This window comes from Janibacter sp. A1S7 (assembly GCF_037198315.1).
Taxonomy (GTDB): domain Bacteria; phylum Actinomycetota; class Actinomycetes; order Actinomycetales; family Dermatophilaceae; genus Janibacter; species Janibacter alittae.
On record NZ_CP144913.1, the window covers coordinates 2,344,153 to 2,357,209 of the forward strand.

Genomic DNA, 13,057 nt, shown 5'->3' on the forward strand with positions numbered 1-13,057 from the left:
AGCATGACGCGCGTCACAGCCGGCCCGCCGTGGCCGAGGTGCCGGCCGGCGAGCCTGTGGACATGCCACCGCGTGGCCCCCACCCACGCCGCTACGCTGGCCGGACCATGCCCCCTTCGCACCCGCGCCCGCAGGACGCCGCCACGCTCGTCGACGCGCTCACGGCGACCGGCGACCACTGCGCCGCCGACGGCGAGGAGCTGATCGACCACATGGTCACGGTCGGTGACCACACCACCCAGACCGCCCTGGAGACGACGATCGACGCCGCGGTCGACGTCCTGCGCGAGCTCTCCGCGACCTGCCGCGAGCTGGCACTGGCCCTGTCCGCCGATGCGGCGCCGGCCCACCGCCCGGGTCGGGACACCGAGCGGGTGCAGCGGCCGCGATGACCACCCCCTTGCTGGGCGACCCCGCCTCGATGAGCGCTTTGGGCGCCTCCCTGCGACGCACCGCGGGCCACCTGGCCGCCGACGGCGAGGCCCTCGCCGGCGCCGTGACCGGGGCGACCCCCGGCTGGCCCGGACCGCGCTCGGTCCGGCTACGTCGACGCACCTCGACCACAGCCGAGCAGACCACTGCCGTCGCGAGCGCCCTGGACGAGGTCGGACGCTCACTGCAGACCGCCGCGACCGACCTGGCCGCAGCGATCGCCCGCCTGCGCGAGCTCGAGGACGCCGCTGCCACGATGGGACTCGAGGTCCGCGAGGGCGCGGTGACCAGGGGATGGGGCATCACCGGGGTCGCGGACGCCGCAGCCGCCCGCGAGGAGGATGGGCGACGCCACCGCCTCCAGGAGCAGGTCCACCAGACCATCACCGCCCTGGGCCGCCACCGTGCCCGGCTGGCCAAGGACCTCGCCCGCGGACAGGGGTTGCTGGCCCGCGCCGCCGACGAGCTTCGCCGCTGACACCCGGCCACCCCGACGGCGCTAGCGTGTCGCCATGAGGATCTCGCGCACCACCCACTTCGACGCCACCGTCGACGACGTCTTCGCCGTCGTCGCCAGCGAGGACCACCAGCAGGCGAAGGTCGCGACCGAGCTGGGTCGCTCGAGCGCGGCGGTCACCGACCTGGGCGGTGGTCGTACCCGCGTGCGCACCGAGCGGGTGCTGCCCACGCGTGGCATGCCCGCGGCCGTCTCGTCCCTCGTCGGAGACACCCTGACGGTGACCGAGGAGCAGACGTGGCGACCGGTCGGTCCGGACGGCACCCGTAGTGCTGACCTCGGGATCCGGGTCGCCGGGGCACCGGTCCAGATGCGCGGCACGGTGACCCTCTCACCAGCGGGCGAAGGGAGCGACCTGGTCGTCACGGGCGACCTCACCTGCTCGGTGCCCATCCTGGGCAGGAAGATCGAGACCGCGGCGAAGCCGACGATCGAGGAGAGCTTCGACCACGAGGTGCGACTGCTCAGCGAGCGACTGCGCTGACCAGCCCGTCCAGCTCGGTGACGTCGTACCAGAGCAGGTCGTCGTACCCCGTCCCGATGTCGCCGCTGCCCTCCTCGACGTGGAACGAGACCACGTCACCCAGGCGCAACCGCTCGTCGCCGACCAGGAGCGCTCCGTCGCCGGCGTCCTCGCGCGGGCTCGCGTCCGCGGCGGCGACGACGCGACGGCCGGGTCCCAGGGCGCGGGCCGAATCCAACGCCTGGCACATGGCCTCGAACTCCAGGTCCTCCTCGTCGGCTGCCGGGTCGGCAGCGCGCAGGGCACTCGTCACGCCGTGCGCCTGCCGTGCCGGCAGATGAGCGGCCGCGCGGACCTCGGCGAGCTCGCCGACGAGCATCGGCAGGTAGACGCGCATCAGGAGGACCGTCCGGCTCCGGGAGTCGTGCGCAGCTCGGTCAGGGCGTCCTCGATGCACTGGGCGAGGAGCCCGAGGTCGGCCAGGGTCTCCCGATCGCCGTTGAGACCGAAGTACACCTTGCCGTCGTAGGACGTGAGGCCGACGGCCAGTCCCTGCTCACGGCCCAGCGGCATCACGGGGTAGGTCTCGCACAGCCGCGACCCCTCGACATGGAGCGCCTGCTGCGGGCCGGGGACGTTGGTGATGACGAGGTTGAAGAGACGACGCGACATGGCGCTGCCCAGGCGGGCACCCAGACTGTGCAGGGTCGGAGGGGCGAAACCGCCGATCGAGACGAGCGAGCCCGCGTCGACACCTTCGGCCGACGCCGACTCGATCTGCTGGCGCATCGCGAAGGAAATCTGGTGCAGCCGCATCGAGGGGGCGTTCTCCCCGATGGGCAGGTCGATGAAGCAGGCGGCCATGGCGGCATCGGTGAGCTGGTCACCGCTGCCGTCCACGATGCTCACCGGCACCATGGCGCGGACCGTGGCGGCGCCGGTCACGGGCAGACCACGTGTCTGCATCCAGGAGCGCAGCGCCCCGGTGACCGTGGCGAGGATGACGTCGTTGATCGTCACGTCGTCGACGTAGCGGCCTCGGGTCAGGCGGCTGCGCACCTGGCGGTAGTCGTCCAGATCGGTCTCGACCATCACGTACCGGCGGGCGGCTCCCACCGGGGCGTTGAGCGGGGAGCTCGGGGCGGGCCGGGCGCCGACCCTGGCCAGGGTCGAGACGACCCGACCGGTCGTCTCGACGGCCCGACGTCCGGTCTCGGTGACATCGCCCAGGCCCGAGCGCACCCCCTGCAGGACACGGGCGGGGTTGATGACCGAGCCGAGGACCGCATCGGCAACCAGTCGCAGGCCCGATGGCTCCGGATTCGGCTCCCCGGCGCGCTCGTCCACCGGCACCGCTTCGGGGTCGATGATCAGGTGGGCGAGGTCGACCGCGTGGATACCGTCGACCATCGCCTGGTGGGCCTTCGTGATGATGGCGAACGTGCCGTCGGCCATCCCCTCGACGAAGTACGCCTCCCACAGCGGCCGGTCCCGGTCGAGGGGACGGGCCATGATCCGGGCGACGAAGTCCTCGAGCTCGACCCGCGAGCCGGGAGCGGGCAGCGCCGACCGACGGACGTGGTAGGCCAGGTCGAAGTGGACGTCGTCGACCCACACGGGGTTGTCCAGCCGTGCGGGGACCGCTCGGATGCGCTGGCGGTATCGGGTGTGCCCCGCGATCCGGTCCCCGACCACTGCGATGAAACGGTCGTAGTCGAAACCCTCGGCCGGGGGCTGGAAGACCATGACGGAGCCGACGTGCATCGGCAGGGTCGGCTCCTCCACGTACAGGAAGGCCGCATCCAGGGCACCGAGTCTGTTCACCACGACGTCATGGTGACACGGACCGAACCATCAGGCACCCCTCTGCGGGTGTGACCTCATCCGTGGGACTCGGGCTGCACGGGGTCGACGCCACCATCGTCGTGCCGGGCGTCGGGTCGGGGTGCGCCCGGTGAGGTGAGCGGCGACCTGACCGATCGTCAGCCGCAGCTCACTCTCGGGTGCGCACTCCATCAGGGTCTGCCCGGACAGCAGTGCGGCGTCCGTCGCGGCCGGGTCGTCGGGGAGGAAGGTCACGTCGTCGAGGCCGGCGAAGCGCTGCAGCGACTCCGCGATGCGGCGACGAGGGTCCGGACCGACCGAAGAGGCTCGCACGCGGTTGACGACCGGTCGTGGTCGCGGTGCGGGCACCTGTCCCAGGGCCTCGACGGCCCGGACCATCCGCTGCAGACCGATCGGGTCGGCAGCCCCGACGAGCAGCAGCTCGTCGGACGCGGCCAGCGCCGTCAGGGTCGTCGCGTTGCGTCGGGGAGCGAGGGTGTCGTAGCTCAGCTCCTCGTCGTCCTCGATGTTGAAGCCACAGTCGAGGACGATGACGGCAGCCAGTGACCTCGCGAGCTCGATGATCTGCTCGATCGCCGCGGGACGCACCTCGGTCCAGCGGCTGGCTGTCGGGATCCCGGTGAGCACCCGCAGGCCGGGAGCGGCCTCGACGGCCAGCCGGGCCAGCGACGGCACGTCCAGGGTGCCCAGCTCCGAGGCCCGGGCCGCAGCCGCCAGCCCAGGAGCCTCGTCGAGCACGCTGAGCAGCTGCGCCACCGAGGCGCCATAGGTGTCCATGTCCACGAGCAGGGCGGATGTCCCGCCGGCGGCCACCTCGCTCGCGAGGTTGACCGCCAGCGTGCTCCGTCCGGGCGCCCCCGTCGGGCCCCACACGGCGACGACGGTCCCGGGACCCTCGTCCGGCGGGAGCGGGGCCTGCTCGTCCTCGACCTCCTGCTCGATACGCGAAGGCGTGTTCTCCCCGGCGACCGGCTCGCCCGGGTCGAGCGCGAGTCCGGGGATCGCGGTCATGATGGCGTCCGGGGACGTCAATGCCGCCACGAGCGCCTCCCGGGGCGTGCCGAGGTGGATGTGCTGCGGGATCCCCAGCTGTCGCAGCTGACGCTCCTGCTCCTCGCCCCCCTCGCGGCTCGCACCCACGACCCGGACCCCGTGGTCGGCCAGGTGGCTGAGCGCATCACGGTCCAGTCCGCGCAGCTCACCGGAGACGAGGGCGACATCGCCGTGACCGGCGGAGGCTGCGGCCAGCAGGTCGGCCAGATCGGCACAGCGCCGCCCCACCCCGACACCCGGGAGCCGGTCGACGATCTCGACCATGCGCCCTTCCCAGTCGGGATCCAGCGCCGTCAGGATCGTGGCACTCACGTGTCGTCCCCCTGCCCGCTGCTGGACTCCAGCACCAGCTTGACCGGGGTGTCCTTCTGGTCGTACGAGAGGATGTCGGCCACCCGTCCCTCCGGCACGACGATCACCGCGGCAGACCCGACGCCGCCGCCCATGACACCGCTCGACGTCTCCGGCAGGGAGGAGACGGTGACCCGCTCGACGAGCGGGGTGTAGGCGACCGGCTCATCCGACTCGTCCTCCCCCTTCGACGGCTGCGGGACGTAGACGGTCACCCTGGAGCCGACCGCGAGATTGCTCAGGTAGATCGGGTCCACCCGTACCGGGACCTCCCGGACCCGCCGGTCCGTCGGGTCGATGACGGCCGCCTTCGGAACGATCTCACCGGGCTGCAGGAGCCGGTCCATGATCGCGCCGTTGGGCAGCCGGTCGTCGACCCGGAGGTAGTCCGGGGCGGAGTCTCCGAGCTGGACGTCCACGCGCACGAAGTCCTCCTCGGTCACCGCGTGACCGGGAGTGAGGGTGTGCTTGGCGGCCCACATGCCGACCCGGTCGTCCGCTGCGCTGAACGCAGCGGAACCGATGACGACGGCCAACAGCACGAGGAGGACTCCGACGATGAGCCGGGCATCCTTCCACGAGGGTCTGACCAGGCGACGGGCGGTACGGGCGGGCAGGGCGCTCACGGGAGTCCTTCGGGTCGGGGTCGAGCCTGCCGCATCATCATGCATCGTCGGCGGCCTGCGTGCCGGTCGACCGTCCACAAGGGGCCGTGCCGGTGTGTCCGCCGACGCGACCGCCGATGGCAGACTGAGCGCATGGCCCGCAAGTTCATTCCGCTGACCGAGGTCTCCGAGGTGCTCGGCGTCTCCGCCGCGCAGGCCTATGCCCTGGTGCGCAGCGGTGAGCTCCCGGCGATCAAGGTCGGCGGGCGCGGCCAGTGGCGGGTCGAGGTCGACGAGCTCGACGCCTACATCGAGCGGATGTACGCCCAGACCCGGGAGTTCGTGAGCAAGGACACCGGTCGCAGCTAGACCAGCTGTCAGGTCGAGGCGATCATCGCCACCGCGGCGAAGGGGATGACCCGTTCGCCACGGACGTTCTCCGGGCGTCGCGGGGAGTCCAGCGGGTGCTCGGCGACGTCGAAGGCGTCGGCGCCGACCGCATCGATCGTGCCGTGCACAGCACCCCCGTCCACATCACGCACGACCACTGCCCGTCGGTCCCGACTGACGCCCCGCACCGCCGAGCCGAGTCCGAATCGTCGAGAACGGGTGTCATCACGGGGGCGCCCCAGGCCGGAGATGCCGAGCACCGCCGCCACCGGCACGAGTAGCTGACGTCCGCCGTCCTCGACGAGGAGCACCCAGCCGTCACCCGAGTCCTCGACCTGCCCCCGCACGACGGCGCCGCCCCTCAGTCGCAGCGCCACGCCGGCTCCCACTGCACCAGCGAGCCGTTCGCCCAGGGTGATCCGGGCACGCTCCAAGCGCGTCCGCTCGGCCACCTCGGCGTCCAGCTCGAGCCGGGACTGGGCAGCCATCCGGGCCTCGAGGTCATCGAAGAGTCGGTCCCAACGCACCGCCCCAATGTATCGGCCGGCCCCTCCTGTTGCGCATCATCAGATGACATGATTTGGTATCCAACAGCATCAAACATGATCAAATGACATCAAACAGCAGCGCACTGTTCCGACAGACTTCGGGGGGATATCCATGACAGGTTCACGCACAGCCCTGGCAGTGGTCTGCGTGCCCATCGGCGCTGGCCTGACGACCGCCTTGTCCCACACCACGCTCCGCCTGCTGACGATCGGGGCCTCCCGGGCCGGCGACCCTGCCGCCGCCGTCACCGGGCTGGCCGCAGCCGGCGTGACGCTCCTTGCCGGATGGCTCACCCTCTGCCTCGCTCTGACCCTGACCGGCCAGCTCCCGGGTGCCGTCGGCGGCGTGGCCCGTCGCTTGCGTGACCAGGTGACCCCGGCCGTCGTCCAGCGGTGGGCAGCGCTCGTCCTGGGCGCCTCGGTCGGGGCGACCATCGCGCCGGGGACGGCAGTGGCAGCCGTGCACGCGAGTGCGGCACCATCTCCCTCCGGCGTGCCGGGACCGGACTTCACGTCGACAGCTGACTCGATCCCGGAGCGCGCGCCAGCGGTGGCGCCCTCGGCCGGGTTGCCCGCAGTCGGACCCCTCTCGAATCCCGGGTGGGTTCCCAACCGTCCCCCGACCCGTCACCGCGCCGACCCGCACCTGCTCACCGGTACACGACGTTCCGCCACCGAGGGGGAGGCCGTCGTCGTCCGGCGCGGCGACACCCTGTGGTCCATCGCCGCCACCCGCCTCGGGCCGACCGCGACGGACCTCGAGATCGCCCGGGCCTGGCCCCGGTGGTACGAGGCCAACCGCGCGACGATCGGCGAAAACCCGCACTCCCTGCTCCCCGGCACGCAGCTCACTCCTCCACCCGCCGACTGACCACCTGACGCCACACCGATCGAGGAAGCCACCATGACCGCTCTGCAGCCGTTGCACGTCCTGCCGTCAGCACGCCACTGCCCGACAGGGATCCCGCTGCCGACGCACGCCCAGGGACTGGCAGAGCGAGCGCTGGCCGTGACGACCTCACCGCCGTACGTGCAGGATTCCCTCGCGGTCGACTTCGCCGCGGCCAGCGACGAGCAGCTCTTCGGCCCACAGCCGACCCGGACGTGCGACCTCCCCGACCCCCGGCAGTGGGCGGCACACATCGCCCAGGCCCTGGTCGAGGTGATGCACGGGGTCCGGCCCCCGAGCCAGGTGATGCGGTGGGCGACCCCCGAGATCTACACCGTCGTGGCCCGACGCGGCTCCCGGACCGCACGCCGCGCGACCCGAGCGCGTGGCCGACGTCGCGCGCACCGCACCCGAGTCACCCGGGTGCTCATCTGCGAGCCCGCCGACGACGTCGTCGAGGCGTCGGTCGTCCTCATCGACGGGGAGCGGGTGCGCGCGTTGGCGCTGCGTCTGGTCGGCCGCGACGGCCGCTGGGTCGTCGAGGCGCTGCAGATCGGCTGAGGGTCACCGGGACGTCCCGGTGACCCCCGCTCGTGGTGCCACGGGCTCGACGAACCTACTTCTTGGCTGCCTTCTTCGACTTCTTCGCGGCAGCGCGTCGCTGGGCGCGCGATGTGCCGGCGGAGGAGGAGCCCCCTTCCTCGCGCTCCTCCACACCGCCGTCCTCCGACGGTGACGAGTAGTGCAGGTGCCGGTTGCCGCGGGACCCGTCCTCCAGTCCCTTGGCGGAGATGGCCGGGCGCTGCTCACCACCACCACCCAGCAGCTCGTCGACCGTCTGGGGTCGCGTGGTCGACTCGGGGACCGTGGGCACCTCGACCTCGGTGTTGAAGAGGTATCCGACCGACTCCTCCTTGATGGCATCGTTCATCGCCTCGAAGAGCTGGAAACCCTCGCGCTGGTACTCCACGAGCGGATCGCGCTGGGCCATCGACCGCAGGCCGATGCCCTCCTTGAGGTAGTCCATCTCGTAGAGGTGCTCGCGCCACTTGCGGTCGAGGACCGAGAGGACGACCCGACGCTCGAGCTCGCGGGTGACCGCCTCCCCCAACTCGGCCTCACGACGATCGTAGGACTCGTGGATGTCGGTGATGATCTCCTCGCGCAGGTTCGCCGCGCTCAGCTGCGAGAGGCCACCGGATGCCTCCAGCAGGGCCTCCTTGTCCAGCCCCACCGGGTAGATCGCGCGCAGTGCGGTGAAGAGGCGATCGAGGTCCCAGTCCTCGGAGAAGCCGGTGTTGGTCTCGGCGTCGGCGTACCCGCCGACGACGTCGGTCATGAAGTGGCGGATCTGCTCCTCGAGGTCCTCACCCTTCAGGACGCGACGGCGCTCCTCGTAGACGACGGTGCGCTGACGGTTGAGGACGTCGTCGTACTTGAGGACGTTCTTGCGCATCTCGTAGTTCTGGCCCTCGAGCTGGCTCTGGGCGCCTTCGATCGACTTCGTGAGCATCCGACCAGCGATCGGCGTCTCGTCGTCGATCTTGGCCGTGGTCATCACCCGGTCGACGAAGCCTGCGTTGAACAGGCGCATGAGGTTGTCCTCGAGCGAGAGGTAGAAGCGCGACTCACCGGGGTCCCCCTGGCGGCCGGAGCGACCGCGCAGCTGGTTGTCGATGCGCCGCGACTCGTGACGCTCGGTCCCCAGCACGTACAGGCCACCGGCTTCGGTGACCTCGTCGTGCTCGGCCTCGACGGCCTTCTCGGCCTCGGCCAGCGCCTCGTCCCACGCTGCCTCGTACTCCTCGGGCGTCTCCTCAGGGTCGAGACCGCGCTGCCGCAGCTCGGCCACCGCGCGGAACTCCGGGTTCCCACCGAGCATGATGTCGGTACCGCGACCGGCCATGTTCGTCGCCACGGTGACGGCGCCCTTGCGGCCGGCGTCGGCGACGATCGAGGCCTCGCGCTCGTGGTGCTTGGCGTTGAGGACCTCGTGCTTGATCCCCCGCTTGCGCAGCATCTGGGAGAGCAGCTCGCTCTTGTCCACACTGGTCGTCCCGACGAGCACGGGCTGACCACTCGCGTGGCGCTCGGCGATGTCGTCGACGACGGCGCCGAACTTCGCCACCTCGGTGCGGTAGACGAGGTCGGCCCGGTCCTCGCGGATCATCGGCTTGTTGGTGCGGATCGGCACGACGCCGAGGCCGTAGATGGAGTTGAGCTCACCGGCCTCGGTCTGCGCGGTACCGGTCATGCCCGAGAGGGTCTCGTACATGCGGAAGTAGTTCTGGAGGGTGATTGTGGCGAGCGTCTGGTTCTCGTTCTTGATCTCCACCCCCTCCTTGGCCTCGATGGCCTGGTGCATTCCCTCGTTGTAGCGACGGCCCGCGAGCATGCGGCCGGTGTGCTCATCGACGATGAGGACCTCGCCGTCCATGACGACGTAGTCCTTGTCGCGGGTGAACAGCTCCTTGGCCTTGATGGCGTTGTTCAGGTAACCGATGAGCGGCGTGTTGACGCTCTCGTAGAGGTTGTCGATGCCGAGCAGGTCCTCGATCTTCTCGATACCGGGCTCGAGGATGCCGACAGTGCGCTTCTTCTCGTCGACCTCGTAGTCCCCCTCGGCCTCGATCCCGCGCATCAGGTCGGCGCCGTGGCCGCGTTCGAGCTTCCTGACCATCTTGGCGAACTCGACGTACCACTTGGTCGGCTGGTCGGCCGGGCCGGAGATGATCAGGGGGGTGCGGGCCTCGTCGATGAGGATCGAGTCGACCTCGTCGACGATGGCGAAGTTGTGGCCGCGCTGGACGAGTTCGTCGGTGTTCCACGCCATGTTGTCGCGCAGGTAGTCGAAGCCGAACTCGTTGTTGGTGCCGTAGGTGATGTCCTTGGCGTACTCCGCCCGCCGCTGGGCCGGGGTCATCGACGAGAGGATGACACCCGTCTCGAGCCCGAGGGCGCGGTGCACACGCCCCATCAGCTCGGCCTGGTACTCCGCGAGGTAGTCGTTGACCGTGATGATGTGCACGCCCTTGCCCGCGAGGGCGTTGAGGTAGGACGGCAGGGTCGCGACGAGGGTCTTGCCCTCACCGGTGCGCATCTCGGCGACGTTGCCCATGTGCAGGGCGGCACCGCCCATGATCTGCACGTCGAAGTGCCGCTTGCCGATCGTCCGACCGGCGGCCTCCCGCACGGCCGCGAAAGCCTCGGGAAGGATGTCGTCCAGGGTCTCCCCACCGTCGAGCCGCTCCCGGAAGCTGTCGGTCTCGGCCCGCAGGTCGGTGTCGGAGAGCTTCTGGAAGTCCTCCTCGATCGCGTTCACCTGGGCGGCGATGCCCTCGAGCCGCTTGACGGTGCGGCCCTCTCCGGCGCGAAGGATGCGCTCGACGATCTTCACGAACTGATCTCCTGACGTGGTCGATCCGGGCACGGCAGAACGCCACGGCCCGAAGCAGTCTGCCCTACAGGTTAATGGTTTGCGGACCCACAACCGAGCGGGCACCCTGACCGCCATGAACGACGGCCCGCCGCACGCAGTTCCCACCGGCACCTTCCCCGACGTGGTGCCGGTCCTCACCGACGGACGTGTGCGGCTGCGAGCGATGAGCGAGGAGGACCTGCCGGCCGTCGTCGAGCAGTCCAACGACCTGGAGACCGTCGAGTGGACGGGCCTTCCCCAGCCCTATGACCTCGGCAACGCTCGCGAGTTCCTCGCCGTGCACGCGTCCGACTGGGCGGACCCGAGGGGGGTCGCGCGCTGCGCGATCGAGCTGATCCCGCACGACGGGGCACCGGCGTCCCCCTTCGCCGGGATCATCGACCTGCGGCCGGGGACGAAGGGGGACGCCTGGGAGACCCGGTTCGTCCTCCACCCGGCCGCCCGCGAGCGTGGCGCGATGTCCGGTGCGCTTCGGCTCGCCGCTCGGTGGGCCTTCGACCACGGAGCTGCGAGCCTGTACTGGTGTGCCGCCCGCGGGCACTTCGCGTCGTGGCGGGTCGCCCATGCCTGCGGCTTCCCACCACGGGACGCTGCCGCAGCACACTGCCGACCGGGTGCGCGGCAGCACCGACGCATGGGCGGCTTCACTGCTTCCCGGACAGCCGATGGCGCCACGCACCCCGTGGGTCGTGCCGGCCGACCTGCACGGTGAGGGTGTGCGGCTGCGGCCGCTGCGCGACGACGACCTGGCGATCGCCGAGCCCCACGACCACCCGGCCCACCACCTGCCCGCCCACGCAGTGCCCACACCGGAGACCTTCGACGAGTGGGTGCTGCGCCGCCGAGAGTCCGTCGCCCTCGGGATGAGCATGGTCTGGTGCATCACCGACCCTGCCGATGACGAGCCGCTCGGCGAGGTGTTGGTCTTCGTCCGCTCGGGTCATCTGGCGGAGGGCGGCACCGCCGAGCTCGGGTACACGGTCCGGCCGAGCGCTCGTGGGCGGGGTCTGGCCCGCGAGGCGGCGCGATCGGCGGCAGCGCACGCCCTGCAGCCGACTGCCCGGGGCGGTCTGGGCTTGCGCCGCCTCGTCGCGGAGACCGCCGCCGACCACGCAGCGAGCAACAGGGTCCTCACCGCAGCCGGCTTCACCGTCTGGGGGCGCGAGAGAGCCGCCGACGCTCCCGACGGGAGCGTCGGCCCCGCCCTGCACTGGGAGCGTCTGGCCGAGGGATGATCAACCCTCGGTCACCCCGTCGGTCAGGCCGAGCCAGTCGGCCATGAGCACCAGCTCCTCGTCGAGCTCGGCCCGGTCGTCCCTGCCGCCACGGCCCGGCTCCCACGAGACCTGCCGCGCCCGCAACACCCGTGCACCGCGGTCCGCCTTGAGGTCGACCCGACCGACCAGCCGGTCGCCGAGGAGGAAGGGCAGCACGTAGTAACCGTGCACCCGCTTGTGGGCGGGCGTGTAGATCTCCAGCCGGTAGTGGAAGTCGAAGAGCTGCTCGACCCGCTGCCGGTGCCACACCAAACTGTCGAAGGGGGACAGCAGTGCGCGGGCACGGACGGCGCGGGGGCGGCGGGCCCGCTCGTGCAGATACCAGGGCCCGGGACTCCCCTCGACTTGGACCTCCTCCACCTCGCCCTCGGACACCAACCGGGAGAGCGCCGGACGCACGTGCTCGCGCGGGATCCGGAAGTAGTCGGCCAGGTCGGCCTGCGTGGACAGCCCGTGCGCCCGCGCGGCGATCCGCACGAGCTCGATGTAGGCCTCCTGCGGGGGGACCCGGCGGGCGCGGTCCAACCACGGGCCGCTCTCGGCCCTGGGAACGACCCGCGCCAGACCGGCGTAGCGCCGCTCGAACTGGCTCGTGCGGCCGGCCGAGGAGATCCGACCCGCCCAGAAGAGGTACTCCAGGGCGCTCTTGACCAGGGACCAGTTCCATCCCCAGTCCGCCGGACGCCCGGAACGCTCGTGCCCGAGGGCTGCCTCGATCTGGCGCGCGGTGCGTGGCTGCCCGGACTCGACCTCGACGAGCACGGCCGCGACCAGGTCGGGGTGGTCCCGGGCGATGCGTTGCATCCCACCCCAGGACCCGTCCTCGGCCCGCTGCATCCGCGGGTGGTCCATCAGCGGCCAGGTCGAGGGGTGCATCAGGCTCGCCTCGTGGGCCCAGTACTCGACCATCCGCCGCGGCGCACGGTCACGCATCCGGTCGAGCAGAGCGGTGTCGTACGGCCCCAGCCGGGAGAAGAAGGGCAGGTACTGACTACGCGCGAGCACGTTGACGCTGTCGATCTGGACGAGACCGACCGTGTCGAGCACCCGCTGCAGGTCGCGGGTGGTCACCGCCCGGTCAGGTCGAGGACGGGCCAGCCCCTGGGCAGCGATGGCGATCCGGCGGGCCTGATCAGGACGAAGGGTGCGAGCAGTCACGAACCCAGCCTGCCGTGGGGCACCGACAGCCGCTCCGGGACGAGATGACCAACGGGAGCGCGACCGGATGATGGGGCGACAGCGTCGGCC

Annotated in this window: 15 protein-coding genes; 8 read left to right on the plus strand and 7 right to left on the minus strand. The window is 71.1% G+C overall.

The features are described from left to right. Window positions 1–107 precede the first annotated feature (107 nt). The 3 genes from V1351_RS11295 to V1351_RS11305 are packed head-to-tail and all read left to right on the plus strand — an operon-like array spanning window position 108 to window position 1,433. On the plus strand, window positions 108–392 hold the full coding sequence (locus V1351_RS11295; RefSeq protein ID WP_338748256.1) for a hypothetical protein: 285 nt from the start codon (window positions 108–110) through the stop codon (window positions 390–392). Then, window positions 389–910 carry a hypothetical protein gene (locus V1351_RS11300; RefSeq protein WP_338748257.1) on the plus strand — a complete coding sequence of 174 codons (522 nt, stop codon included), beginning with the start codon at window positions 389–391 and terminating at the stop codon, window positions 908–910. The genes V1351_RS11295 and V1351_RS11300 overlap by 4 nt, the downstream gene beginning before the upstream one ends. A 34-nt stretch (window positions 911–944) precedes the next feature. Next, window positions 945–1,433, plus strand: a complete 489-nt coding sequence (locus V1351_RS11305) for a DUF2505 domain-containing protein (RefSeq protein WP_338748258.1) — start codon at window positions 945–947, stop codon at window positions 1,431–1,433. Here V1351_RS11305 and V1351_RS11310 read toward each other — a convergent pair. The 4 genes from V1351_RS11310 to V1351_RS11325 are packed head-to-tail and all read right to left on the minus strand — an operon-like array spanning window position 1,414 to window position 5,287. Continuing rightward, complete coding sequence (locus tag V1351_RS11310) at window positions 1,414–1,809, minus strand: DUF6912 family protein (protein ID WP_338748259.1); 396 nt, start codon at window positions 1,807–1,809, stop codon at window positions 1,414–1,416. The two genes, V1351_RS11305 and V1351_RS11310, sit on opposite strands and share 20 nt — an antisense overlap. Next, window positions 1,809–3,239, minus strand: coding sequence for a WS/DGAT/MGAT family O-acyltransferase (locus tag V1351_RS11315; RefSeq protein ID WP_338748260.1), 1,431 nt, complete (start codon window positions 3,237–3,239; stop codon window positions 1,809–1,811). The genes V1351_RS11310 and V1351_RS11315 overlap by 1 nt, the downstream gene beginning before the upstream one ends. A 27-nt stretch (window positions 3,240–3,266) precedes the next feature. Next, window positions 3,267–4,622, minus strand: a complete 1,356-nt coding sequence (locus V1351_RS11320; protein WP_338748261.1) for an AAA family ATPase — start codon at window positions 4,620–4,622, stop codon at window positions 3,267–3,269. After that, complete coding sequence (locus tag V1351_RS11325) at window positions 4,619–5,287, minus strand: hypothetical protein (RefSeq protein ID WP_338748262.1); 669 nt, start codon at window positions 5,285–5,287, stop codon at window positions 4,619–4,621. The genes V1351_RS11320 and V1351_RS11325 overlap by 4 nt, the downstream gene beginning before the upstream one ends. A 132-nt stretch (window positions 5,288–5,419) precedes the next feature. Here V1351_RS11325 and V1351_RS11330 point away from each other — a divergent pair, with 132 nt between their 5' ends. Further along, window positions 5,420–5,635 (plus strand): helix-turn-helix domain-containing protein, encoded by a 216-nt coding sequence (locus V1351_RS11330; RefSeq protein ID WP_185991881.1) that lies wholly within the window; start codon window positions 5,420–5,422, stop codon window positions 5,633–5,635. Between the two features lie 8 nt (window positions 5,636–5,643). Here the strand turns inward: V1351_RS11330 and V1351_RS11335 are convergent, their stop codons facing one another. Then, complete coding sequence (locus V1351_RS11335; protein WP_338748263.1) at window positions 5,644–6,183, minus strand: hypothetical protein; 540 nt, start codon at window positions 6,181–6,183, stop codon at window positions 5,644–5,646. Window positions 6,184–6,352: 169 nt separating this feature from the next. Between V1351_RS11335 and V1351_RS11340 the strand changes: the two genes are divergently transcribed. Further along, entirely contained in the window at window positions 6,353–7,075 is a 723-nt protein-coding gene (locus V1351_RS11340; RefSeq protein WP_338748264.1) for a LysM peptidoglycan-binding domain-containing protein, read from the plus strand. Between the two features lie 33 nt (window positions 7,076–7,108). Further along, window positions 7,109–7,654 carry an Rv3235 family protein gene (locus V1351_RS11345; RefSeq protein ID WP_338748265.1) on the plus strand — a complete coding sequence of 182 codons (546 nt, stop codon included), beginning with the start codon at window positions 7,109–7,111 and terminating at the stop codon, window positions 7,652–7,654. A 55-nt stretch (window positions 7,655–7,709) separates the two neighbouring features. On the opposite strand, the gene secA is transcribed toward V1351_RS11345, so the two are convergent. Beyond that, window positions 7,710–10,490, minus strand: a complete 2,781-nt coding sequence (secA, locus tag V1351_RS11350) for a preprotein translocase subunit SecA (RefSeq protein WP_338748266.1) — start codon at window positions 10,488–10,490, stop codon at window positions 7,710–7,712. A 115-nt stretch (window positions 10,491–10,605) separates the two neighbouring features. Between secA and V1351_RS11355 the strand changes: the two genes are divergently transcribed. Together V1351_RS11355 and V1351_RS11360 are read left to right on the plus strand one after the other, a co-directional pair. Next, window positions 10,606–11,244, plus strand: coding sequence for a GNAT family N-acetyltransferase (locus V1351_RS11355; RefSeq protein ID WP_338748267.1), 639 nt, complete (start codon window positions 10,606–10,608; stop codon window positions 11,242–11,244). Beyond that, window positions 11,198–11,767, plus strand: a complete 570-nt coding sequence (locus tag V1351_RS11360) for a GNAT family N-acetyltransferase (protein WP_338748268.1) — start codon at window positions 11,198–11,200, stop codon at window positions 11,765–11,767. The genes V1351_RS11355 and V1351_RS11360 overlap by 47 nt, the downstream gene beginning before the upstream one ends. Here the strand turns inward: V1351_RS11360 and V1351_RS11365 are convergent, their stop codons facing one another. Next, window positions 11,768–12,967 (minus strand): winged helix-turn-helix domain-containing protein, encoded by a 1,200-nt coding sequence (locus V1351_RS11365; RefSeq protein WP_338748269.1) that lies wholly within the window; start codon window positions 12,965–12,967, stop codon window positions 11,768–11,770. Window positions 12,968–13,057: the final 90 nt, after the last annotated feature.

Bases quoted from the DNA above. Each gene is read 5' to 3' on its own strand.
- V1351_RS11355 (WP_338748267.1), top strand. From the start codon at position 10,606: ATGAACGACGGCCCGCCGCACGCAGTTCCCACCGGCACCTTCCCCGAC.
- V1351_RS11330 (WP_185991881.1), top strand. From the start codon at position 5,420: ATGGCCCGCAAGTTCATTCCGCTGACCGAGGTCTCCGAGGTGCTCGGC.
- V1351_RS11305 (WP_338748258.1), top strand. From the start codon at position 945: ATGAGGATCTCGCGCACCACCCACTTCGACGCCACCGTCGACGACGTC.
- V1351_RS11310 (WP_338748259.1), bottom strand. From the start codon at position 1,809: ATGCGCGTCTACCTGCCGATGCTCGTCGGCGAGCTCGCCGAGGTCCGC.
- V1351_RS11345 (WP_338748265.1), top strand. From the start codon at position 7,109: ATGACCGCTCTGCAGCCGTTGCACGTCCTGCCGTCAGCACGCCACTGC.
- V1351_RS11360 (WP_338748268.1), top strand. From the start codon at position 11,198: ATGGCGCCACGCACCCCGTGGGTCGTGCCGGCCGACCTGCACGGTGAG.
- V1351_RS11300 (WP_338748257.1), top strand. From the start codon at position 389: ATGACCACCCCCTTGCTGGGCGACCCCGCCTCGATGAGCGCTTTGGGC.
- V1351_RS11295 (WP_338748256.1), top strand. From the start codon at position 108: ATGCCCCCTTCGCACCCGCGCCCGCAGGACGCCGCCACGCTCGTCGAC.